The 19,762-nt window shown below is 66.4% G+C and carries 19 protein-coding genes; 11 read left to right on the forward strand and 8 right to left on the reverse strand.

Going from position 1 to position 19,762, the window contains the following annotated elements; all coding sequences use genetic code 11:
• Positions 1-160 precede the first annotated feature (160 nt).
• Genes AC07S4_RS10285 through AC07S4_RS10300 form a run of 4 tightly spaced genes read left to right on the forward strand, consistent with a single transcriptional unit; the run spans position 161 to position 6,813 of the window.
• Positions 161-2,521: a TonB-dependent receptor domain-containing protein gene (locus AC07S4_RS10285; RefSeq protein ID WP_494986553.1), complete on the forward strand. Its 2,361-nt coding sequence runs from the start codon at positions 161-163 to the stop codon at positions 2,519-2,521.
• Positions 2,522-2,546: 25 nt separating this feature from the next.
• The gene (locus tag AC07S4_RS10290; protein ID WP_494986554.1) at positions 2,547-4,460 is read left to right on the forward strand and encodes an alpha-amylase family protein; all 1,914 of its coding nucleotides are present in this window, start codon (positions 2,547-2,549) and stop codon (positions 4,458-4,460) included.
• Between the two features lie 20 nt (positions 4,461-4,480).
• Entirely contained in the window at positions 4,481-5,431 is a 951-nt protein-coding gene (locus AC07S4_RS10295; protein WP_494986555.1) for a PfkB family carbohydrate kinase, read from the forward strand.
• Between the two features lie 20 nt (positions 5,432-5,451).
• Positions 5,452-6,813: an MFS transporter gene (locus AC07S4_RS10300; RefSeq protein WP_494986556.1), complete on the forward strand. Its 1,362-nt coding sequence runs from the start codon at positions 5,452-5,454 to the stop codon at positions 6,811-6,813.
• 10 nt (positions 6,814-6,823) lie between these two features.
• Here AC07S4_RS10300 and bfr read toward each other — a convergent pair whose 3' ends face one another.
• A complete protein-coding gene (gene bfr / locus AC07S4_RS10305; RefSeq protein WP_161071012.1) occupies positions 6,824-7,294 on the reverse strand; it encodes a bacterioferritin in 471 nt (156 codons plus the stop codon).
• Positions 7,295-7,496: 202 nt separating this feature from the next.
• Between bfr and AC07S4_RS10310 the strand changes: the two genes are divergently transcribed.
• A complete protein-coding gene (locus AC07S4_RS10310) occupies positions 7,497-8,177 on the forward strand; it encodes a Fe2+-dependent dioxygenase (RefSeq protein ID WP_494986557.1) in 681 nt (226 codons plus the stop codon).
• A 1-nt stretch (position 8,178) separates the two neighbouring features.
• On the opposite strand, the gene AC07S4_RS10315 is transcribed toward AC07S4_RS10310, so the two are convergent.
• Both AC07S4_RS10315 and AC07S4_RS10320 read right to left on the reverse strand, forming a co-directional pair.
• Positions 8,179-8,844 carry an energy transducer TonB gene (locus tag AC07S4_RS10315; RefSeq protein WP_494986558.1) on the reverse strand — a complete coding sequence of 222 codons (666 nt, stop codon included), beginning with the start codon at positions 8,842-8,844 and terminating at the stop codon, positions 8,179-8,181.
• Positions 8,845-8,852: 8 nt separating this feature from the next.
• Complete coding sequence (locus AC07S4_RS10320; RefSeq protein WP_161071009.1) at positions 8,853-9,059, reverse strand: (2Fe-2S)-binding protein; 207 nt, start codon at positions 9,057-9,059, stop codon at positions 8,853-8,855.
• A gap of 207 nt (positions 9,060-9,266) precedes the next feature.
• Here AC07S4_RS10320 and AC07S4_RS10325 point away from each other — a divergent pair, with 207 nt between their 5' ends.
• The 3 genes from AC07S4_RS10325 to AC07S4_RS10335 are packed head-to-tail and all read left to right on the forward strand — an operon-like array spanning position 9,267 to position 11,700.
• On the forward strand, positions 9,267-9,539 hold the full coding sequence (locus AC07S4_RS10325) for a FeoA family protein (RefSeq protein WP_161071008.1): 273 nt from the start codon (positions 9,267-9,269) through the stop codon (positions 9,537-9,539).
• A 3-nt stretch (positions 9,540-9,542) separates the two neighbouring features.
• On the forward strand, positions 9,543-11,432 hold the full coding sequence (feoB, locus tag AC07S4_RS10330; RefSeq protein ID WP_494986559.1) for a ferrous iron transporter B: 1,890 nt from the start codon (positions 9,543-9,545) through the stop codon (positions 11,430-11,432).
• 1 nt (position 11,433) lies between these two features.
• Positions 11,434-11,700 carry a DUF6587 family protein gene (locus tag AC07S4_RS10335; protein WP_494986560.1) on the forward strand — a complete coding sequence of 89 codons (267 nt, stop codon included), beginning with the start codon at positions 11,434-11,436 and terminating at the stop codon, positions 11,698-11,700.
• Between the two features lie 81 nt (positions 11,701-11,781).
• On the opposite strand, the gene AC07S4_RS10340 is transcribed toward AC07S4_RS10335, so the two are convergent.
• Together AC07S4_RS10340 and AC07S4_RS10345 are read right to left on the reverse strand one after the other, a co-directional pair.
• Complete coding sequence (locus tag AC07S4_RS10340; RefSeq protein WP_494986561.1) at positions 11,782-13,386, reverse strand: FMN-binding glutamate synthase family protein; 1,605 nt, start codon at positions 13,384-13,386, stop codon at positions 11,782-11,784.
• Positions 13,387-13,535: 149 nt separating this feature from the next.
• Complete coding sequence (locus AC07S4_RS10345; RefSeq protein WP_494986562.1) at positions 13,536-15,878, reverse strand: catecholate siderophore receptor Fiu; 2,343 nt, start codon at positions 15,876-15,878, stop codon at positions 13,536-13,538.
• Between the two features lie 195 nt (positions 15,879-16,073).
• Here AC07S4_RS10345 and AC07S4_RS10350 point away from each other — a divergent pair, with 195 nt between their 5' ends.
• Positions 16,074-16,745, forward strand: coding sequence for a glutathione S-transferase (locus AC07S4_RS10350; RefSeq protein ID WP_494986563.1), 672 nt, complete (start codon positions 16,074-16,076; stop codon positions 16,743-16,745).
• A 5-nt stretch (positions 16,746-16,750) separates the two neighbouring features.
• Here AC07S4_RS10350 and AC07S4_RS10355 read toward each other — a convergent pair whose 3' ends face one another.
• Together AC07S4_RS10355 and AC07S4_RS10360 are read right to left on the reverse strand one after the other, a co-directional pair.
• Positions 16,751-17,041: a type II toxin-antitoxin system VapC family toxin gene (locus AC07S4_RS10355; protein WP_494986564.1), complete on the reverse strand. Its 291-nt coding sequence runs from the start codon at positions 17,039-17,041 to the stop codon at positions 16,751-16,753.
• Positions 17,038-17,277, reverse strand: a complete 240-nt coding sequence (locus AC07S4_RS10360; RefSeq protein WP_494986565.1) for a hypothetical protein — start codon at positions 17,275-17,277, stop codon at positions 17,038-17,040. Before AC07S4_RS10360 ends, AC07S4_RS10355 begins: the two co-directional genes overlap by 4 nt.
• A 130-nt stretch (positions 17,278-17,407) precedes the next feature.
• Here AC07S4_RS10360 and AC07S4_RS10365 point away from each other — a divergent pair, with 130 nt between their 5' ends.
• Both AC07S4_RS10365 and AC07S4_RS10370 read left to right on the forward strand, forming a co-directional pair.
• Positions 17,408-18,184, forward strand: a complete 777-nt coding sequence (locus AC07S4_RS10365) for a 5'-3' exonuclease (RefSeq protein ID WP_494986566.1) — start codon at positions 17,408-17,410, stop codon at positions 18,182-18,184.
• Between the two features lie 23 nt (positions 18,185-18,207).
• On the forward strand, positions 18,208-18,636 hold the full coding sequence (locus tag AC07S4_RS10370) for an ANTAR domain-containing response regulator (RefSeq protein ID WP_494986567.1): 429 nt from the start codon (positions 18,208-18,210) through the stop codon (positions 18,634-18,636).
• A 1-nt stretch (position 18,637) separates the two neighbouring features.
• On the opposite strand, the gene mnmA is transcribed toward AC07S4_RS10370, so the two are convergent.
• Positions 18,638-19,747, reverse strand: coding sequence for a tRNA 2-thiouridine(34) synthase MnmA (gene mnmA, locus AC07S4_RS10375; protein WP_494986568.1), 1,110 nt, complete (start codon positions 19,745-19,747; stop codon positions 18,638-18,640).
• Positions 19,748-19,762: the final 15 nt, after the last annotated feature.

The following is a 19,762-nucleotide window of genomic DNA, read 5'->3' on the forward strand; positions in this document are numbered from 1 at the left end:
ACTGCAACCGTTTGCAATGCGTAAGACAAAGGCATTGCAACGTCTGTGCAAAATTTATTGCAATCGATTGCAATAAATTTGGAACTGGTGAATAATGAGGCAACTGCACACCGCAGACTTGCCGCCAACGATGCGGCGCCACCGAGAAAAACCAGGAGACATGATGCAAAACCATCCAGCAAAACTGGGTTGCATGGCTGCGGCCGTCGCAGCCGCCCTGATGCACCTGGGCGCCGCCGCCCAGTCCGCCGCCACCGAAGCCGCCGCCACCGAAGCCGCCGCCAACGCCACCCCTGCCGCCGCCCCGGCTGCCGCAGCGGACGGCCTGAACATGGAGCGCGTGGTGGTCACCGGCACCGCGCGCGGCAGCTCCAAGATGAAGTCCAGCGTCTCCGTCAGCACCATGGACCCCGACACCATCGCCCTGGCCGCGCCCACCAGCGCCGCCGAGGTGCTGCGCTCGGTGCCCGGCCTGCGTTCGGAATCGTCCGGCGGCGAGGGCAACGCCAACATCACCGTGCGCGGCGTGCCGATTTCGGCCGGCGGCTCGCGCTACGTGCAGATGCAGGAAGATGGCCTGCCCATCCTGCAGTCGGGCGACTTCAACTTCATCACGCCGGACAGCTACGTGAAGATCGACGGCACGCTGGACCACCTGGAAGTGGTGCGCGGCGGCTCGGCCTCCACCCTGGCCAGCAATTCGCCGGGCGGCATCATCAACTTCATCGGCAAGACCGGCGACACCAAGGGCGGCAGCATCGGCATCGCGCGCGGCCTGGGCTACGACCAGACCCGCTACGATTTCAGCTACGGCGCCCCGCTGAGCGACAAGACCCGCTTCTTCATCGGCGGCCACTACCGCACCGGCGAAGGCATCCGCCGCACCGGCATGAGCACGGAAGAGGGCGGCCAGATCCGCGGCAACCTGACGCATGAATTCGAGCGCGGCTACATCCGCCTGTCCTTCAAGCACCTGGACGACAAGTCGCCCACCGCGCTGCCGGTGCCGGTGCAGGTGAACAACGGGCGCATCGCGCAGATTCCGGGCATCGACCCGCGCAGCGTCAGCTTCTACTCGCCGTACTGGGTGCGCGACGTGTCGCTGGACAAGGGCAACGGCCAGGTATCGAGCAACGTCAACGACGGCCTGGCCGTCAAGAGCGACAGCTTCGGCGTCGCCCTGTCGCTGGACCTGGGCAAGGGCGTGACGCTGAGCGAGAACTTCCGCAAGAGCGACAACAGCGGCCGCTTCATCGGCGTGTTCCCCTCGAATAATGGGGTGATGGGCAGCTACACCATCGCCAGCGGTCCGCAGAAGGGCCAGGCCTACAACGGCCGCGCCTTCAACGCCGTGGTGTTCAATACGTCCATCGACGACGCGGGCAATACGCTGAACGACGTCAAGCTGTCCAAATCGCTGGCCGTCGGCGGCGCCAAGCTGACCGGCACGGCCGGCTTGTACAACTCCCTGCAGAAGCTGGGACTGACCTGGAACTTCAACGAGTACCTGATGCAGGCCAAGGGCGACAGCCCGGCGCTGCTGCAAACGGCCAGCACCGGTGCCAACGCGACCCCCGGCCTGATCGGCCCCGCCTTCGGCGCCTGCTGCTCGCGCGCCGTGGACATGGAATACAAGCTCACCTCGCCCTACGCCAACCTGGGCTGGGAAAGCGGCCCGCTGAACATCGACGCCAGCGTGCGCAAGGATAACCAGCGCGCCACCGGCAGCGCGAACATCGCCAGCGGCGCCGCCGGCGGCCCGCTGCGCTACCAGGCCGCCACGCAGCAACTGGTGAACTACAAGGCCGACCACACCTCGTACTCGGTGGGCGGCAACTACCAGCTGCAGCGCAGCCTGGCGCTGTTCGCCCGCGTCAGCGACGGCGTGTCCTTCAATGCGGACCGCATCCTGTTCGGCAGCCCCTTGGACGGCAGCGCGCCGGTCAGCCTGAACACGGTGAAGCAGGTGGAAGGCGGCGTGAAATGGCGCCAGGGCGGCGCCAGCGCCTTCCTCACGCTGTTCCAGGCCAAGACCAATGAAAGCAATTTCGAGGCGACCACGCAGCTCAGCACCGCCAACCGCTACGAAGCCAAGGGCGCCGAACTGGAAGCCGCATGGAGCATGGGCGGTTTGCGCGTCACTGGCGGCCTGACCTACACCGACGCCGAGATCACCGGCACCGCGCCCGGCCAGGAAGCGGTGGTCGGCCACACCCCGCGCCGCCAGGCCAAGGTGGTGTACCAGCTGGCGCCAAGCTATGAAATCGGCGACGTCACCGTCGGCGCCAGCATCATCGGCACCGGCCGCTCCTGGGCGGACGACGCCAGCACCATAGCCATGCCGGCCTACCGCGTGGTGCATGCGTTCGTGAAGTACCAGCTCAATCCGCAGACCGTGCTGTCGCTGACCGCCAACAACCTGTTCAACAAGCTGGGCTACACCGAGGTGGAAGGCGACGGCCACGCCGCGCGCGCCATCACCGGCCGCGCCGTCAAGGCCAGCCTGAGCTACAGCTTCTGATTCACCCGCAACCCACTGGAAGAAGATGACCAAGATGTCCCTGCCTTTGCAATCCCTGTTGGCCGCCATGCCGGCGCTGCCCGAAGCGCGGCGTGCCGAATTCGCGCGCCGCTATGGCGAACAGGAAGCCGTGCTGCACCAGCGCCTGTCCGGCCTGTACGGGCAGCAGCCCGGTTTCGCGCAGTGGTACGCGGGACTGTTGGCGCAGACAGGGCAACTGGCGGCGGCGCGCCCCGCGCAGCTGCAGGCGCAGGACGAGCAGCGGCTGGCGCATCCGGACTGGTTCCAGGACCAGTCCATGCTGGGTTACTGCGCCTACGCCGACCGGTTCGGCGGCAGCCTGGCCGGCGTGGCGCAGCGCATTCCGCACCTGCGGGAGCTGGGCGTGCGCTATCTGCACCTGCTGCCTTTCCTGCGTCCGCGCGCCGGCGAAAACGACGGCGGCTTCGCCGTCGCCAGCTTCGACGACGTCGATCCCCGGCTGGGCGGCAACGCCGACCTGGATGCGTTGACGGCGCAGCTGCGCGCCGCCGGCATCAGCCTGTGCTCGGACTTCATCCTCAATCACGTGGCGGACGACCACCCGTGGGCCAAGGGCGCGCGCCGGGGCGACAGCGCGCTGCGCGAATACTTCCACGTGTTCCCGGACCGCAGCATGCCGGACCGCTACGAGCGCACGCTGGGCCAGGTCTTCCCGCAAGTGGCGCCGGGCAATTTCAGCCGCGTGGACGACATGGGCGGCTGGGTCTGGACCACCTTCTACCCCTACCAGTGGGACCTGAACTACGCCAATCCGGCGGTGTTCGCGGAAATGGCGGGCGCCCTGCTGCGCCTGGCCAACCGGGGCATCGAAGTGTTCCGGCTCGACTCCACGGCCTTCCTGTGGAAGCGCGAAGGCAGCAATTGCATGAACCAGCCGGAGGCGCACGCGCTGCTGCAGGCCTTGCGCGCCATTGTCGCCATCGCCGCGCCGGGCGTGCTGCTCAAGGCCGAGGCCATCGTGCCGACCCGCGAGCTGCCCGCCTATTTCGGCGGGGAGCAGGCGCCCGAATGCCATATCGCCTACCACAGCAGCCTGATGGCGGCAGGGTGGGGCGCGCTGGCCGAGCAGGACGCGTCGTTGCTGCGCGCGGTGCTGGCGCGCACGCCGGCGTTGCCGCCGCACACCTCGTGGCTGAGCTATGTGCGCTGCCATGACGACATCGGCTGGAACGTGCTGCGCGCCGAAGCGGGCGAGGAGGACGGTGCCGACGCCGGCCCGGAGCGTGCCCGCGCGCGGCTCGCCGCCATCGCCAACTTCTACAGCGGTTCGGCGGGGACGTTTGCCGACGGCGCGCGGCCGAACGGCGCCGCCTTCCAGAGCAGCGACCCGCACGCCGCCCACGGCAGCAACGGCATGGCCGCCTCGCTGCTCGGCCTGGCCGGGCAGGCAGGCCAGGCCGAGCAGCGGCAGCCGGCCCTGCAGCGCGCGCTGCTGCTGCACGGCCTGGCCCTGAGCGCCGGCGCGCTGCCGGTGCTGTACATGGGCGACGAACTGGCCCAGCGCAACGACCATGGCTACCTGGCGCGCCCCGAGCACGCGATGGACAGCCGCTGGCTGCAGCGCCCCGTGTTCGACGAAGGCGCCTTCGCGCAGCGCCATGACGCGGCCACCCCGGCGGGCCACATGTACGGCGGCTTGCGCGCGCTGCTGGCCGTGCGGCGCCGGCTGGACGCGCTGGCGGCGGGGGCGCCGCGCACCGTGCTGGCCTCGGCCCCGGCGGTGCTGGCGCTGGCGCGCGGCGCGCGCTTCGTGGCGCTGTTCAACTTCTCCGGCGCAGTGCAGTCGCACGCCCTGGCGCAGGATGCCTGCTGGCGCGACTGCTTGACAGGCCAGCTGCGCTCGGGTGTAGTGGAACTCGCGCCGTGGGCCATGCTGTGGCTGGAGGCGGCGCCATGAACAACGCACAAGGAGCGGCAATGGAACAAGCACGCGGGACGGCTGCGGCCGTGGTGTTCGGCGAAGCGCTGGTGGACGATTTCGGCGACCTGCAAGTGGTCGGCGGCGCGCCGTTCAACGTGGCGCGCAACCTGGCCGGCTTCGGCACGCCGCCATTGATGGTCACCCGCATCGGCGACGACCCCAACGGCGCCCGCATGCGCGGCGAGTTCGAGCGCTTCGGCATGAGCCAGGCCGCGCTGCAAGTGGGCGAGGGGGAGGCCACCGGCCGCGTGCAGGTTGAGCGCACCGGCGACGGCAGCCACCGTTTCCACATCCTGCCCGGCCAGGCCTACGACCGCGTGCAGCCCGCGCCCATGCTGGCCGCGCTGGCCAACGCAGCGCCGCCCGCCGCCGTCTATTTCGGCACATTGGCCCAGCGCACGCCCGAAGGCCGGGCCGCGCTGCAAGCGCTGCTGCAAGCCTGCAAGGCGCCGCGCTACCTGGACCTGAACCTGCGCGACGGCCAGGCCACCGAAGCCACCGTGTTCGATTCGCTGTGCCACGCCGACACGCTCAAGGTCAACGAAGAAGAACTGGTGCAGCTGTTCGACTGGTACGCCCACATCAGCCCCGGCACCGCCGACATGGACAGCCTGGACGTGCGCCTGGCCTGCGCCGAATTGATCACCAAGTTCTCGCTGGCCGGCATCGTCGTCACGCTGGGGCCGCGCGGCGCGGTGCGCTACGGCGCCGGCGGCGAAGTCACCGCCAGCGGCCCGGCCGATGTGCCGCGCATGGTCGACACCGTGGGCGCCGGCGACGCCTTCTCCGCCGTCTACCTGTACGGCAGCGCCCAAGGCTGGACGCTCGCGCTCACCCTGGCGCGCGCCAACGCCTTCGCCGGCGCCATCTGCGGCATCGCGGGCGCCGTCCCGCAGGACACCGCCTTCTACCAACCCTGGCTCGCGCGCTGGCACAGCGCCGCCTGACACCTTCACCGGAGCACGCCATGGCGCTGCACAAGCCCCGCCTTTCGTTCTGGCAGATCGTCAACATGAACGTTGGATTCTTCGGCATCCAGTTCAGTTTCGGCCTGCAGCAAAGCAGCATGAGCCCCATCTACAGCTACCTCGGCGCCGACGAAGCCAGCCTGCCCTACCTGTGGCTGGCCGGTCCCGTCACCGGCCTGCTGGTGCAGCCGCTGGTGGGAGCGCTGAGCGACCGCACCCTGAGCCGCTGGGGGCGGCGCCGCCCGTACTTCCTGATCGGCGCCATCCTGTGCAGCCTGGGCCTGCTGGCCATGCCCTTCAGTTCCGCGCTGTGGATGGCCGCCAGCCTGCTGTGGATACTGGACGCCGCCAACAACGTCACCATGGAGCCGTACCGCGCCTTCGTCAGCGACCGCCTGGCGCCGCCCCAGCACTCGCTGGGCTTCCTGACCCAGAGCGCGTTCACCGGCCTGGGGCAAACGCTGGCCTATCTGACGCCGTCGCTGCTGGTGTTCCTCGGCATGAGCAGGGACGCCGTCAGCGGCAGCCATATACCGCACGTGGTTATCGCCGCCTTCCTGATCGGCTCCGTGTTCTCGCTGGCCAGCGTGCTGTGGACCCTGAAGACCACGCCCGAACTGCCGCTGGAGGAAGAGGAGATACGCCGCATCCGCGCCGCGCCGGTCGGCTGGCGCGGCACGCTGGCCGAAATCGGCGCGGCCCTGCGCGACATGCCCTCCACCATGCGCCAGCTGGCGCTGGTGCAGCTGTTCCAGTGGTACGCCATGTTCTGCTACTGGCAATACATCGTGCTGGCGCTGGCCGCCACCCTGTTCCACAGCACCGACCCGGCCTCGCCCGGCTTCCGCGAAGCTGGCCTGCTGAACGGCCAGATCGGCGCCTTCTACAACTTCGTCGCCTTCCTGGCCGCTTTCGCGCTGGTGCCGTTCACGCGGCGCTACGGCCCCAAGCGCATGCACAGCGTGTGCCTGGCGCTGGCCGGCGCGGGCATGCTGTGCATCCCGCTGATCCAGAGCCCGGCCTTGCTGCTGCTGCCCATGCTGGGCATCGGCGTGGCCTGGGCCAGCATGATGGGCAATCCCTACGTGATCCTGGCGGGCAGCATCCCGCCCGAGCGCACCGGCGTCTACATGGGCATCTTCAATATGTTCATCGTGATCCCGATGATCATCCAGATCCTCACGCTGCCGCTGTACTACCGCGCCTGGCTGGGCGGCCATCCGGAGAACGTGATCAGGCTGGCGGGCGCGCTGCTGCTGTGCGCTGCGGTGGCGATGCTGCTGGTGAAGGTGAAGGCGGCGCGGGGCCGGGAGGCGGAGGGGGAACTGGCCGCCGCAGCGGGGGCGGCGGCCAAGGGCTAATGCTGGAAGCTTATTCGGCCATCTGGCTTTGCAGATAGTTCTGGATGCCGATCTTGGCGATCAGGTCGATCTGGGTTTCCAGCCACTCGATATGCTCTTCGGTGTCGTCCAGTATCATCAGCAGCAGGTCGCGCGAAACATAATCGCCTACCTTCTCGCTGTGGGCGATGCCTTCCTTCACGGTCTTGTGCGCGCCGACTTCCAGCTTCAGGTCCAGCGCCAGCATTTCCTCGGTGTTCTCGCCTATCATCACCTTGTGCAGGGCTTGCAGGTTGGGCAGGCCTTCCAGCATCAGGATGCGGTCGATCAGTTTGTCGGCGTGCTTCATCTCGCCGATCGATTCTTCGTACTCCTTCTTCGCGATCTTCTCGAAGCCCCAGTGGCGGTACATGCGCGCGTGCAGGAAGTACTGGTTGATGGCGGTCAGTTCATTGGTCAGCTGTGCGTTCAGCAGACGGATTACTTCGGTATCACCCTTCATGGGAAGCCTCTTTTTATCTGGTTGTTGGTGCGGGAAATGCCGCCATTCTGCCACGAACGCCCCGATATCTGTAAGTAAAACATGAAAAAACGATCAGATAATAGTGGTGGTGAAAACGCTGTTGGAAGTGCGAACAATAATCATTTACATTAAATACGCACACGGCGGATAATACCGGCTTCGCCCTATCGAGGACCTAGCCATGATGCTGCACATCCCCGGCGTGCTGACGCCGGACCAAGTACGCCACTTCCGCCAGCGCCTGGCGCAGACCGACTGGGTGGACGGGCGCGAAAGCGTGGGGGAGCAGGGCGCGCAGGTCAAGCGCAACCGCCAGCTGGCCGAAGGCTCGCCGCTGGCCAGGGAGCTAGGCGACATCGTGGCGCGCGCGCTGACGGCCAGCCCGCTGTTCTTCGCGTCCGCGCTGCCGCTGCGCGTGCTGCCGCCGTATTTCAACAGCTACGCCGGCGGCGAGCAATACGGCCTGCACATCGACGGCGCCGTGCGCACCGACGGGCGCACGCTGCAAACGCTGCGCGCCGACGTCTCCACCACGGTCTTCCTCAGCGATCCGGAAGAATACGAAGGCGGCGAACTGGTGGTGATGGACTCCTACGGCGCGCATGAAGTGAAGCTGCCGGCCGGCGACGCCATCGTCTACCCGTCCAGCAGCGTGCACCGCGTGATGCCGGTGACGCGCGGCGAGCGCGTGGCATCCTTCCTGTGGAGCCAGAGCATGGTGCGCGACGACGCCAAACGCGCCATGCTGTTCGAGCTGGACCAGAACATCCAGAAACTGCGCGCCCAGCACGGCGACAGCGAAGCCGTGGTCGGCCTCACCGGCCACTACCACAACCTGCTGCGCATGTGGGCCGAGCTGTAGGTCAGGAAAGCTGGAAGTTGATGGGAACGAGGACGTAGACGGCGACCGGTTTGCCGTCTTCCATATACGGCTTGAACAGGGTGCGCATGGCGGCGCTGCGGCCGGCCTCGTCCAGGTTGCCTGAGCCGGACGATTTCTGGATGGTTGCCTGCTCGGGCAGGCCTTTTTCGCTGATCAGCACGCGCAGCATGACCACGCCCGATTCGCCCAGGCGGCGCGAGATGGTGGGGTAGACCGGCGCCGGCGGACGCACATATTCCACGCCCTGCACCAGGCGCGGCGCAGCAGGCGCCGCCGGCGGTGCGGGCGCGGCCTGCTGCGCCGCCGCGCTGGCCGGCTCGCCGGCCTTGTCGCTGCTGCGCGGCTGGGCCGGCGGCAGCGTGATGGTGTTGTCGACGGTGATATTGAGCAGCGGCAAAGGCGGCGGCGTGATGGCCGGGGCCTGCTGCAGTACGGGAACGGTCTTGGCAGGCGGCGCCGGCGGCGGCGGGGGAGGGGTGACGAACGATACCGTCACGACCTGCGGCAGCACGGCATGCACGGCGTCGCGCAGCATGCCTGTTTGCAGCAGGTAGAACAGCCCTGCGTGAATGGCGACGATCGCCGAAAATTTTCCCAGCTTTGCCAGCCCCGGTGCTTGGGGGGCGTCCATCGTCATCGCATTCATCGCGCTCCTTAAGTGGTCAAGGAGGGCCGCTTCAAAACTGTTTCGTTGATACGGCCCACGTGTTCGAGCAGGATCTCCTCGGCGGTCGAGGCGCATTGGCCGCAGCACGTGGCCAGGCCCAGGTCGGCGCGCAGCTCGTCCATGGAGGTGATGCCCAGTTCTATGGCTTGACGGATTTCGCGGTCTGAGATGTTGTTGCAGATACAAACAATCATTGCGTTACCTTCTGGCTAGATTTGCAGCTGGTTTTCGATGTTGATCCGTCATTTTTAACAGTTTCTTAATGAGAATCATTATCACTACGGTTCCCATTCTGCCGCAGTCCGGCGTACAATGCAAGCAGTTCCTGCAAATCCAACTCATTCGCATTTAGCCTTATAATGGCCGCACAGAAATTCATCACCGACCCGACTGGAAGCCCCATGACGCAAGCGCCCCCCCTGACCCAACTCGACACGCTGGAGACCGGCCGCAGCGCGGTGGTGGTGCATGTGGCGCCGGGCGATCCGGAGCAGGTGGAGGACGGCGCCGACCTGGCGCGGCGCCTGATGGAGCTGGGCTTTGTGCCGGGCGAGCGCATCCGCATGCTGAAGCGCGGCATGCCGGGCGGCGAGCCGCTGGCTATTAAAGTAGGCAACTCCACGTTCGCATTGCGCCGCTTCGAGGCCGCGCTGATCTCTATCCAACCGGAATAAATAATGGGTGCAGTAGACAAACCGGCGCAGGCCGTAGCGCAGGCGCCGATGGTGGCGCTGCTGGGCAATCCCAACTGCGGCAAGACGGCGCTGTTCAACCGCCTGACCGGCGCGCGCCAGAAGGTGGCCAACTACGCCGGCGTGACCATAGAACGCAAGGAAGGCCAGTTCACCTCGCCGGACGGCCACGCCTTCCGTCTGCTGGACCTGCCGGGCGCCTACTCGCTCAAGGCCCACACGCCGGACGAGGCCATCACGCGCGACGTGGTGGCCGGCCTGCGCGCCGGCGAAGCGTCGCCGGACGTGGTGGTGTGCGTGGTGGACGCCACCAATCTGCGCCTGAACCTGCGCCTGGTGCTGGAGATCCAGCGCCTGGGCCTGCCGATGCTGCTGGCGCTGAACATGGTGGACGTAGCCAGGAAACGCGGCATCGAGATCGACGCCGCCAAGCTGTCGCAAGAGCTGGGCATGGCCGTGGTGGAAACCGTGGCGGTGACGGCGGGCGGCGAAAAATCGCTGCTGCGCGCGCTCGACGGCATGTGGCCGCTGGCCGCCACCCAGGCCCGTTCGCTGGCCGCCATCGACGCGGTATCGGTGGAGGAGACCCAGCGCGAGGTGCGCCGCATCCTGTCCGTGGTCAGCAACGACAGCCGCGACAAGGGCAACCTGAGCGAAAAAATCGACGACGTGGTGCTGCACCCGGTGCTCGGCCCCATCATCCTGGCGGTGCTGATGTTCCTGGTGTTCCAGGCCGTGTTCACCTGGGCCGCGCCGGTGATGGAATGGATCAAGGACACGGTGGACGGCGGCGGCGGCCTGCTCAAGGAGCACATGGCCGACGGCGTGCTGCGCAGCCTGCTGGTGGACGGCGTGATCAGCGGCGTGGGCAGCGTGCTGGTGTTCCTGCCGCAGATCCTGATTTTGTTCTTCTTCATATTGATACTGGAAGACTGCGGCTACCTGCCGCGCGCGGCCTTCCTGCTAGACCGCCTGATGGGCGGCGTGGGCCTGTCCGGCCGCGCCTTCATCCCGCTGCTGTCCAGCTTTGCCTGCGCCATTCCGGGCGTGATGGCGGCGCGCACCATCCAGAACCCGCGCGACCGCCTGGTCACCATCATGATCGCGCCGCTGATGACCTGTTCGGCGCGGCTGCCGGTGTATGCGCTGGTGATCGCCGCCTTCATTCCCGAGCGCGAGGTGTGGGGCGTGTTCAGCCTGCAGGGGCTGGTGCTGTTCGTGCTGTACTTTGCCGGCATCGTGTCGGCCATGGCGGTGGCCTGGTTCATGAAGCGCACCATGGGCGGCAAGAGCAAGCAGCCGCTGATGCTGGAACTGCCCAGCTACCACTGGCCGCACCTGCGCAACCTGGCCATCGGCCTGTGGGAGCGCGCCAAGATCTTCCTGACCCGCGTGGGCACCGTGATACTGACCCTGATGGTGCTGCTGTGGGCGCTGAGCAGCTTCCCCGGCGCGCCGGAAGGCGCCACCCATCCGGCCATCTACTACAGCCTGGCGGGCCTGCTGGGGCGCGGGCTGGAGTTCGTCTTCGCGCCGATCGGCTTCAACTGGCAGATCTGCATCGCGCTGGTGCCGGGCATGGCCGCGCGCGAAGTGGCGGTGGGCGCGCTGGGCACGGTGTACGCGCTGTCCCAGACCGGCGACGCGCTGGCCTCGCAGCTCGAGCCCATCCTGTCGCAGACCTGGTCGATGGCCACGGCCCTGTCGCTGCTGGCGTGGTACGTGTTTGCGCCGCAGTGCCTGTCCACCCTGTCCGTGGTGCGCCGCGAGACGGGCAGCGTGCGCTACGCCTTCATCATGGCCGGCTATATGTTTGCGCTGGCCTACGGCGCCTCCTTCATTACCTACCGCGTCGCACTGATGCTGGGAGCCTGATATGTGGCAGCAGATTATCGTGGGCCTGATCGTTGCAGCGGCGCTGCTGCACGCCAGCACCAAATACCTGCCGGCCGGCTGGCGCCGCCGCATCGTCTACGTGCTGGCCCGGCGTGGGCTGGACGAAGACAAGCTGGCCAAATTCTTCAAGGTGCAGGACAGCTGCGGTTCCGGCTGCGGCAGCTGCGGCTCCTGCGGGCCCGACTCCTCCGCCCCCCCATCGCCGCCGCCCGCCCGCCGCGTCATCAAGCTACACGTCCAGCGCTGAGCCAGATTCCCACCCCCAAAAAGGGGTCAGGGTTAATTAATTCGTCCTGGACGAATTAATTAACCCTGACCCCTTTTGGGTTTATTGCAATGGGTGGAAGGACTCGGCTTGGGCGACCGGCCAGTAGAGGCCGAACACGGGCGGGAGCTTGGACAGCAGCGCGGGGTCGAGCAGCTGGCCGGGTTCGAGGTAGGGCAGCAGCGCCGAGGCCAGCTTGACCTGGTTGGGCGAGATGCGCCGCACGATGTGGTGCGGCTTCAGTTGCGCGGGGTGCGTCAGCCCGGCGGCGGCGATCAGCTCGGCCAGCGCTTTCATGGTGTTCTGGTGGAAGTGGGCCACGCGGCTGGTCTTGTCCGGCACCACCAGCGCGCGCTGGCGCAGCTTGTCCTGCGTGGCCACGCCGGTCGGGCAGTGGTCGGTATGGCAGCTCTGCGACTGGATGCAGCCCAGCGCGAACATGAAGCCGCGCGCGGAGTTGCACCAGTCGGCGCCCAGCGCCAACGTGCGCGCGATGTCGAAAGCGGTGATGATCTTGCCGGACGCGCCTATCTTGATGCGCTCGCGCAGCCCCGCGCCCACCAGGGTGTTGTGCACCAGCAGCAGCGCCTCCTGCAGCGGCGTGCCCACGTGGTCGGTGAATTCCACCGGCGCCGCGCCGGTGCCGCCTTCGCTGCCGTCGACCACGATGAAGTCGGGCGTGATGCCGGAGGCCAGCATGGCTTTGACGATGCCGAAAAATTCCCAGGGATGGCCGATGGCCAGCTTGAAGCCGGTCGGCTTGCCGCCGGACAGATTGCGCAGCCTGTCGATAAAGGCCAGCATTTCCAGCGGCGTGGAAAAGGCCGAGTGCCTGGCCGGGGAGATGCAGTCCACGCCCGCCATCACGCCGCGCGTGGCGGCGATTTCCAGGCTGACCTTGGGGCCGGGCAGCACGCCGCCGTGCCCCGGCTTGGCGCCTTGCGAGAGCTTCAGTTCTATCATCTTGACCTGCGCGCTGCAGGCGTTGGCGGTGAAGTTTTTTTCCGAGAAGCTGCCGTCCTCGTTGCGGCAGCCGAAGTAGCCCGAGCCGATTTCCCATACCAGGTCGCCGCCGTTTTCGCGGTGGTAGGGGCTGATGCTGCCTTCGCCCGTGTCGTGCATGAAGCCGCCGATGCGCGCGCCGCCGTTCAGCGCCAGGATGGCGTTGGCCGACAGCGCGCCGAAGCTCATCGCCGAGACGTTGAATACGCTGGCCGAGTAGGGCTGCGCGCGCGGGCAGTCCGGATGGTTGCCGATCTCGATGCGGAAGTCGTGGCCGTTCACCGGCGCCGGCTGGATCGAGTGGTTGATCCATTCGTAGCCGGCCTGGTAGACGTCGAGCTGGGTGCCGAAGGGGCGCTTGTCGGTGTCGAGCTTGGCGCGCTGGTAGACGATGCTGCGCTGGTTGCGCGAGAACGGCGCGGCGGACTGGTCGTCCTCCAGCAGGTATTGGCGGATCTCGGGCCGGATGGCTTCGAACATGAAGCGGAAGTGCGCCAGGATGGGGTAGTTGCGGCGCAGCGCGCGCTTGGTCTGCAGCACGTCGGCGATGCCGACCACGGTGAGCGCGGCGGCGGCGGCCGGGACCCACAGCGGCGCCCCCATGGCCAGCGACAGCGGCAGGGCGGCGGCGGCGCCGGCGAACGCGGAATAGCGCAACATGGTCATGAACGGTCCTGTATCGGTGGCGTGGGCCGATTGTAGGACGGAAGCAAAAAAAACGCCACCGGGGCTCTGGGGAGAGGCCGGTGGCGGGCACACATTGCCTCCCGCGAGGGAGGCCGTAGGGAGGTGCTAAGGGGTGTGGCTTGCCAAGCTTAGAAACGGATGTTGGCGGTCAGGCTGGCCGAGCGCGGCACGCCCGGCGTGTAGCGGTAGCCGGACTTGTTGATCGCCGCGACGTATTCTTCGCCGGTGATGTTGTTCACGTTCAGCTGCAGGTCCACGTTCTTGTTGACGGTGTAGGCCGCCATGGCGTTGGCCACCCAGTAGCCGTCGGCGTAGGCCGGCGTGCCGACCGCGCCGTCGGTGCCGCGCAGCAGCTTGCCGGAGTAGCGCAGGCCGCCGCCCACTTTCAGGCCGAACGGCAGCGTGTACGAGGTCCACGCGGTGAAGGAATCCTTGGGCGTGTAGGTCAGCTGGTTCTGGCCGTTGGCGGTGATGGTCTTGCCGGCCAGGACTTCGGTCTTCATGTGGGCGTAGCCTGCGCTGACCAGCCAGTTCTTGGCCAGCTCGCCGGTCACGCCGATCTCCACGCCTTCCACGCGCTTCTTGCCGGTCTGGTAGTACTGCAGGTCGATCGGGTCCTGCTCAACCTCGTTCTTCACGGTGGTGCGGTAGATGGCGCCGGTCAGGGCCAGTTTCTGTTTCAGCAGGTCCCACTTGCCGCCGATTTCCTGGGTGGTGGTTTCCTGCGGGTCGAACTTCGGATTGGCGGCGCTGCTGGCGCTGGCCGACAGCGAGAAGTTGGAACCGCCCGGCGGCTGCTTGGACGTGGCCACGGTGGCGTACACGCTGCTGTCCGGGGTCGGCTTGTACAGCGCCGACAGTTTGCCGTTCACCAGGGTGTCCGACAGCGCCAGGTTGGTCGGCACCAGCGTGCCTACCGGCAGGGTCGGATTGGCGGCGGCGGTCGACAGTGCCACCGAGTTGTAGGTGGTGCGGTAGTGGTCGGCGCGGATGCCGCCGCTGAACATCCACTGCTCGCCCAGCTTGGCCGTGTCGAACAGGTACAGGCTCTGGGTGTTGGTGCTGCCGTCGGTGTAGGCGCCGTTGCGCACCGGGTTCAGGCCCACCGGTTTGATCGACGAGTCAGGGTTGTACAGCGGGGTGTCGGCCAGGGTGCCCAGGCTGGCGGCCAGGTAGCTGTAGCTGACTTGCTTTTCGTTGGTGAATTCCAGGCCGGCGATGGCGGTGTGCTTCATGCCGGCGGCGTCGAATTCGGCGCTCAGGTTGGTCTGGTTGGTCAGGATTTCGTTGCGCTGGTCCTTGATGGTGCGCGTGGTGCGTTTCAGCAGCCAGGCCGACGGGTCCAGCACGGCGCCGGTGTTGTTGTTGGCGCGCGTGACCAGGTTGGCGGCGGTGCCCATGAAGGCGGTCAGCAGGTAGTCCTGGTCGGTCTTGCCGAAGCGCGAGGTGTTCTGCAGCTTGACGGTGGGCGAGAAGTCGTGGTCCACGCGCACGGTGGCCATGTCGGCTTTCACCTTGTCGTAGTCGCTGCTGGAGCCGTAGAAGCCTTTGGGATTGACCATGGCGGCGGTGTTCAGTTCAGGGCGCGGTGCGGCGGCGCTGCCGGGGCTGGTGTAGCCGGGCAGGCCGATGGTGGGCACGCCGCCGTCGGGCACGTTGTCCTGGTCCACGTGCAGATAGCTCAGCGTCAAACGGGTGGGACTGCCGATGCCGAAGGCGACGGTCGGCGCAATGGCCCAGCGCTTGTTCTTGACCACGTCGCGGCCCGGCTTGCCGCTGTCCTGCGCCAGCGCGTTGAAGCGGAAGGCGATGCCTTTTTCCGCGCTGATCACCTGGTTCACGTCGGCGGTGGCGCGTTTCTGTTCGGCGCTGCCGAAGGTCACCCGGCCCGAGTAGGCGTCCTGCATGTGGGCCTGCTTGGAGCTCAGGTTGATCGAGCCGGTCGGTGCGCCGCGGCCGCTGTCGGTGCCGGCCGGGCCTTTCAGGATGTCGATCTGTTCAACGTTGAACACGTCGCGCGAGATCGAGCCCATGTCGCGCACGCCGTCCACATAGATGCTGCTGGAGGCGTCGAAGCCGCGCATGAAGATGGCGTCGCCGGTGTTGGTGTTGCCGTTCTCGCCCAGGAAGAAGGCGCCCACGCCCGGGGTGTTGGCCAGCGCCTCGGTCAGCGTGGCGGCGCCTTGCTGCTCGATCAGCTCGCGCTTGATGACGGTGATGGTCTGCGGCGTGTTCACCAGCAGTTCGCTGTACTTGGGGGAGGCGGCGCGGTCAGCCTTGAAGTCGTTCTCTTTCGCGCCTTCCACGCGCACTTCCTGCAGCGTGGCGGGCGCCGCTGCCGCTGCGGCGGCAGGCGGGGCGTCGGCCGCGTGGGCGGCGCCGGTGGCGGCCATCGGCAGCAGCATGGCGGCCAGGAGCGTGTTCATGGGAGTGAAAGCTGGGGTTGCGTGCTTGCGGCTTTTGATTGCCATGGTGTGTCTTCTCGGTAAAAGTTTGTAAAGATCGAGCAGGATGATAGCAACGGATGGCGATTATGTAAACGAGAATTGTTATCATTCCCATTTCCATTACTATTCGCACTGGGAAGCGCTTGCCCCGGGAAGATGGCGGAAATGCTAAGCTGGCGGATTGCGGGCCATGCCCGGGCACTGTATGAGGGTAGCGTTATGATCGTGGTCCACCACCTGAACAATTCACGTTCGCAGCGCGTGCTGTGGCTGCTCGAGGAACTGGGACTGGAGTACCAGATCGTGCGCTACCAGCGCGACGCCAAGACCATGCTGGCGCCGCCGGAGCTGAGCGCCATCCACCCGCTGGGCAAGTCGCCCGTCATCACCGACGGCGACGCCACGGTGGCCGAGTCTGGCGCCATCATCGAATACCTGGTGGAGAAGTACGGCAACGGCAGGCTGGTGCCGGCCGCCGGCACCGCCGACAAGCGGCGCTGGACTTATTTCCTGCACTACGCCGAAGGCTCGGCCATGGCGCCGCTGCTGATGAAGCTGGTGTTCGACCGGGTCGAGAGCGGCCCGGCGCCGTTCTTCGTCAAGCCCATCGCCAAGGCCATCGCGGCCAAGGTCAAGGGCAGCTACATCCTGCCGCAGATCGAGCGCCACCTGGACTACCTGGAAGGGGAGCTGGGCAAGACCGAATGGTTCGCCGGCGCCGAGTTCAGCGCGGCCGACGTGCAGATGAGCTTCCCGCTCGAAGCGGCCGCCGCGCGCGGCGGCCTGGCGCGCAGCCGCCCCCGCCTGATGGCCTTCCTGGAACGCATCCACGCCCGTCCGGCCTACCAGCGCGCGCTGGAAAAGGGCGGCCCTTACGAGCTGCTGCGCTGATTAATTTACCAAATGGTTGTCACGTGCTGGTATGCCTGTAGCTGCAAGTCCGCACTAATGAGCGGTGCACCCAGCCATCTTGCGGTGGCAACGATGATGCGGTCGGAAGGATCTTTGTGCATATTCCCGGGAAGCTGAACGGCAGCGACCGCGATGGCAATTTCCCAGCAGGAGAAAGCGGAAACTGTTATCTGCCCGTCGCGAAGTTCGTGCTCGATAGCCCGTCTGGCGGTGTCGGATAATCTGCGGCTATGCTCCTGCCACCAAACCAGCGTGTGCGTATCGAGCAGGATCATATGAACGGCTCGTAGCCATCCGGTTCCAGCGGCGATACGATGTCGTCTGCGGAGTAGAGGACAGCTGTCCCTGCTGGTCCGGTGACCTTGTCCGCGCGCGGCGGTATGTGTGGACGCAACTCAGCAATCATACGGCCTTCGTCGAGAACAAATGCGCTTTCACCGGACGTTGCAATTTTCTGAAGCAATTGCTGTGTGTGCGCTAGAAATTCAGTCTTGGAAATATGGATAGTCATCGCAAACTCCTTACGGTCATTTTAGGCCGGCTGCGGTTTGCTGCAAGCGATAGCCTTCCAAGGATTGAGGTAAACCAAGTCATCATCCCGGTAGGCTAAAATACCGGATCGAAGCACAAGCAGATTTTCCATGGGTAGACTCCTCGCCATCGACGGCTTGAACATTGTGCGCCGCGTGTATGAAGCCAGCCCCGAACCCGATTCGGACCTGAAGGCCGAAATCGCGCTGCGCCATGCGCTGTCCTCGTTCCGCAACCTGATCACCGACCACCAGCCCACGCACGTGCTGCCGGCCTTCGACTTCGGCGGCCCCACCTGGCGCCACCAGCTCTACGCCGGCTACCGCGAGGGCCGCGCGCCCATGCCCGGCGTGCTGCGCGAGGCGCTGCCGGAGTTCTACCAGAGCCTGGCCCGCTTCGGCCTGCGCGTGGTCAGCCTGCCGGATGTGGAGGCGGACGACGTGATCGGCACCGTGGTGCTGCGCTGGCTGGCCGAGGACCGCGGCGCGGCCGTGGTGGCCACCACCGACAAGGACCTGCATTGCCTGGTTGCCCAGGGCGCGCTGGTGTGGGACCATTTCAAGAGCGAGTGGCACGACCATGCCTGGTGCGAGAAGAAATGGGGCGTGCCGCCCGAGCAGCTGCCGGACCTGCTGGCGCTGATGGGCGACGCCACCGACAGCATTCCCGGCGTGTCCAAGGTGGGCCTGAAGACGGCGGCCAAATTGTTGCGCACATACGGCAATCTGGACGCCATCATGGCCGGCGCCGGCATCCTCAAGGACACGCTGGGGGAAACCTTACGAAAAGAGCGCGAGATGCTGTATCTTTCTCGTCAGTTGGTGCAGTTGAAGACGGATGTGCGGGTCGGCGTGAGCTGGAACATGCTGGCCTGGGAATCCGCGTAAAGATAAAACAAGTGGGGTGAGAGATGTTAAAAGCTGTGATAGTCGACACCAGTGCGGTGGCGCGCGGCTTGCTGAATACGGTGCTGCTCGACGGCGGCTACGACGTGGTGGGCCAGGGCCATACCGGCGCCAGCGCCATCGCGCTGATGGTGAAGTACCAGCCGCAGCTGGTCTGCATTGCGCGCGACGTGTTCGACGCCGACGAGGCCTCCGTGGCCGAGCTGCGCAAGGGCTGGCCGAAGTCGCTGATCTTCATGGTGTCGAGCGAGTTCGATGCGGCCACGGTGCAGAAGGCCCACGCCATGGGCGTGAACGGCTTTATCGTCAAGCCCTTCAACGCCGGCACGGTGCTCAACACCATCCGCAACACCGTGATCGCCATGGTGAAGCGCCAGCAGAAAGCGCTGGCGGACCAGAACGGCGCGCCCGAAAACGGCGCCGGCGAGGCCTGATTTACTCGAAGGTCGAGGCGGCGATGATGCCGCCGCCCAGGCACACGTCGCCGTCGTACAGCACGGCCGACTGGCCGGGCGTGACCGCCCACTGCGCGTCCGGGAAGCCCAGCGAGAAGTTGAGCGCGCCGTCGGCCGCCACGTCGCACGGCACGTCGGCCTGGCGGTAGCGGGTCTTGGCCGAGATGCGGCCCGCCTCGGGCGCCACGCCCGCGATCCAGCTGGCCTGGTCCGCCGTCAGCGCGGACGACAGCAGCCACGGATGGTCGTGTCCCTGCACCACCCACAGCGTATTGCTCTCGATGTCCTTGCGCGCCACATACCACGCGTCGCTGGAGCCGTCGGCGTTCTGGTAGGTCTTCACGCCGCCGATGCCGATGCCCTTGCGCTGGCCCAGCGTGTAGAAGGACAGGCCCACGTGCTCGCCCACCACCTTGCCGTCCGGCGTTTTCATCGGACCCGGCTTGTGCTGCAGGTAGCGGCCCAGGAACTCGCGGAACGGGCGCTCGCCGATGAAGCAGATGCCGGTCGAGTCCTTCTTGGCGGCGTTCGGCAGCTGCAGCTTCTCCGCGATTTTGCGCACTTCGGTTTTCGGGATTTCGCCCAGCGGGAACAGCGTCTTCGACAACTGCGCCTGGTTCAGGCGGTGCAGGAAATAGCTCTGGTCCTTGGTGTGGTCGAAGGCCTTCAGCAGCTCGAAGCGGCCGTGCTCCGTGTTCTGGCGCACGCGCGCATAGTGGCCGGTGGCGATCAGGTCCGCGCCCAGGTGCATGGCGTGGTCGAGGAAGGCCTTGAACTTGATCTCGGCGTTGCACAACACGTCCGGATTGGGCGTGCGGCCGGCCTGGTATTCGCGCAGGAACTCGGCGAACACGCGGTCCTTGTATTCGGCGGCGAAGTTGACGGCCTCGATGTCCACGCCGACCACGTCGGCCACGCTGGCCGCGTCTATCCAGTCCTGGCGGGTGGAGCAGTATTCGGAGTCGTCGTCATCCTCCCAGTTCTTCATGAACAGGCCGATCACCTCGTAGCCTTGTTCCTTGAGCATCCACGCCGCGACCGAGGAGTCCACCCCGCCCGACATGCCGATCACGACTTTTTTCTTACTCATTCTTGATTTCCGTCA

Source organism: Pseudoduganella sp. GW821-FHT05F09, assembly GCF_059419605.1.

What these genes read in the sequence shown, in the direction of transcription:
- feoB (WP_494986559.1), top strand. Translation starts at nt 9,543, where the DNA reads ATGGGTGCAGTAGACAAACCGGCGCAGGCCGTAGCGCAGGCGCCGATG.
- bfr (WP_161071012.1), bottom strand. Translation starts at nt 7,294, where the DNA reads ATGAAGGGTGATACCGAAGTAATCCGTCTGCTGAACGCACAGCTGACC.
- AC07S4_RS10310 (WP_494986557.1), top strand. Translation starts at nt 7,497, where the DNA reads ATGATGCTGCACATCCCCGGCGTGCTGACGCCGGACCAAGTACGCCAC.
- AC07S4_RS10340 (WP_494986561.1), bottom strand. Translation starts at nt 13,386, where the DNA reads ATGACCATGTTGCGCTATTCCGCGTTCGCCGGCGCCGCCGCCGCCCTG.
- AC07S4_RS10325 (WP_161071008.1), top strand. Translation starts at nt 9,267, where the DNA reads ATGACGCAAGCGCCCCCCCTGACCCAACTCGACACGCTGGAGACCGGC.
- mnmA (WP_494986568.1), bottom strand. Translation starts at nt 19,747, where the DNA reads ATGAGTAAGAAAAAAGTCGTGATCGGCATGTCGGGCGGGGTGGACTCC.
- AC07S4_RS10290 (WP_494986554.1), top strand. Translation starts at nt 2,547, where the DNA reads ATGACCAAGATGTCCCTGCCTTTGCAATCCCTGTTGGCCGCCATGCCG.
- AC07S4_RS10350 (WP_494986563.1), top strand. Translation starts at nt 16,074, where the DNA reads ATGATCGTGGTCCACCACCTGAACAATTCACGTTCGCAGCGCGTGCTG.
- AC07S4_RS10285 (WP_494986553.1), top strand. Translation starts at nt 161, where the DNA reads ATGATGCAAAACCATCCAGCAAAACTGGGTTGCATGGCTGCGGCCGTC.
- AC07S4_RS10315 (WP_494986558.1), bottom strand. Translation starts at nt 8,844, where the DNA reads ATGAATGCGATGACGATGGACGCCCCCCAAGCACCGGGGCTGGCAAAG.
- AC07S4_RS10345 (WP_494986562.1), bottom strand. Translation starts at nt 15,878, where the DNA reads ATGGCAATCAAAAGCCGCAAGCACGCAACCCCAGCTTTCACTCCCATG.
- AC07S4_RS10320 (WP_161071009.1), bottom strand. Translation starts at nt 9,059, where the DNA reads ATGATTGTTTGTATCTGCAACAACATCTCAGACCGCGAAATCCGTCAA.
- AC07S4_RS10335 (WP_494986560.1), top strand. Translation starts at nt 11,434, where the DNA reads ATGTGGCAGCAGATTATCGTGGGCCTGATCGTTGCAGCGGCGCTGCTG.
- AC07S4_RS10365 (WP_494986566.1), top strand. Translation starts at nt 17,408, where the DNA reads ATGGGTAGACTCCTCGCCATCGACGGCTTGAACATTGTGCGCCGCGTG.
- AC07S4_RS10370 (WP_494986567.1), top strand. Translation starts at nt 18,208, where the DNA reads ATGTTAAAAGCTGTGATAGTCGACACCAGTGCGGTGGCGCGCGGCTTG.
- AC07S4_RS10355 (WP_494986564.1), bottom strand. Translation starts at nt 17,041, where the DNA reads ATGATCCTGCTCGATACGCACACGCTGGTTTGGTGGCAGGAGCATAGC.
- AC07S4_RS10300 (WP_494986556.1), top strand. Translation starts at nt 5,452, where the DNA reads ATGGCGCTGCACAAGCCCCGCCTTTCGTTCTGGCAGATCGTCAACATG.
- AC07S4_RS10295 (WP_494986555.1), top strand. Translation starts at nt 4,481, where the DNA reads ATGGAACAAGCACGCGGGACGGCTGCGGCCGTGGTGTTCGGCGAAGCG.
- AC07S4_RS10360 (WP_494986565.1), bottom strand. Translation starts at nt 17,277, where the DNA reads ATGACTATCCATATTTCCAAGACTGAATTTCTAGCGCACACACAGCAA.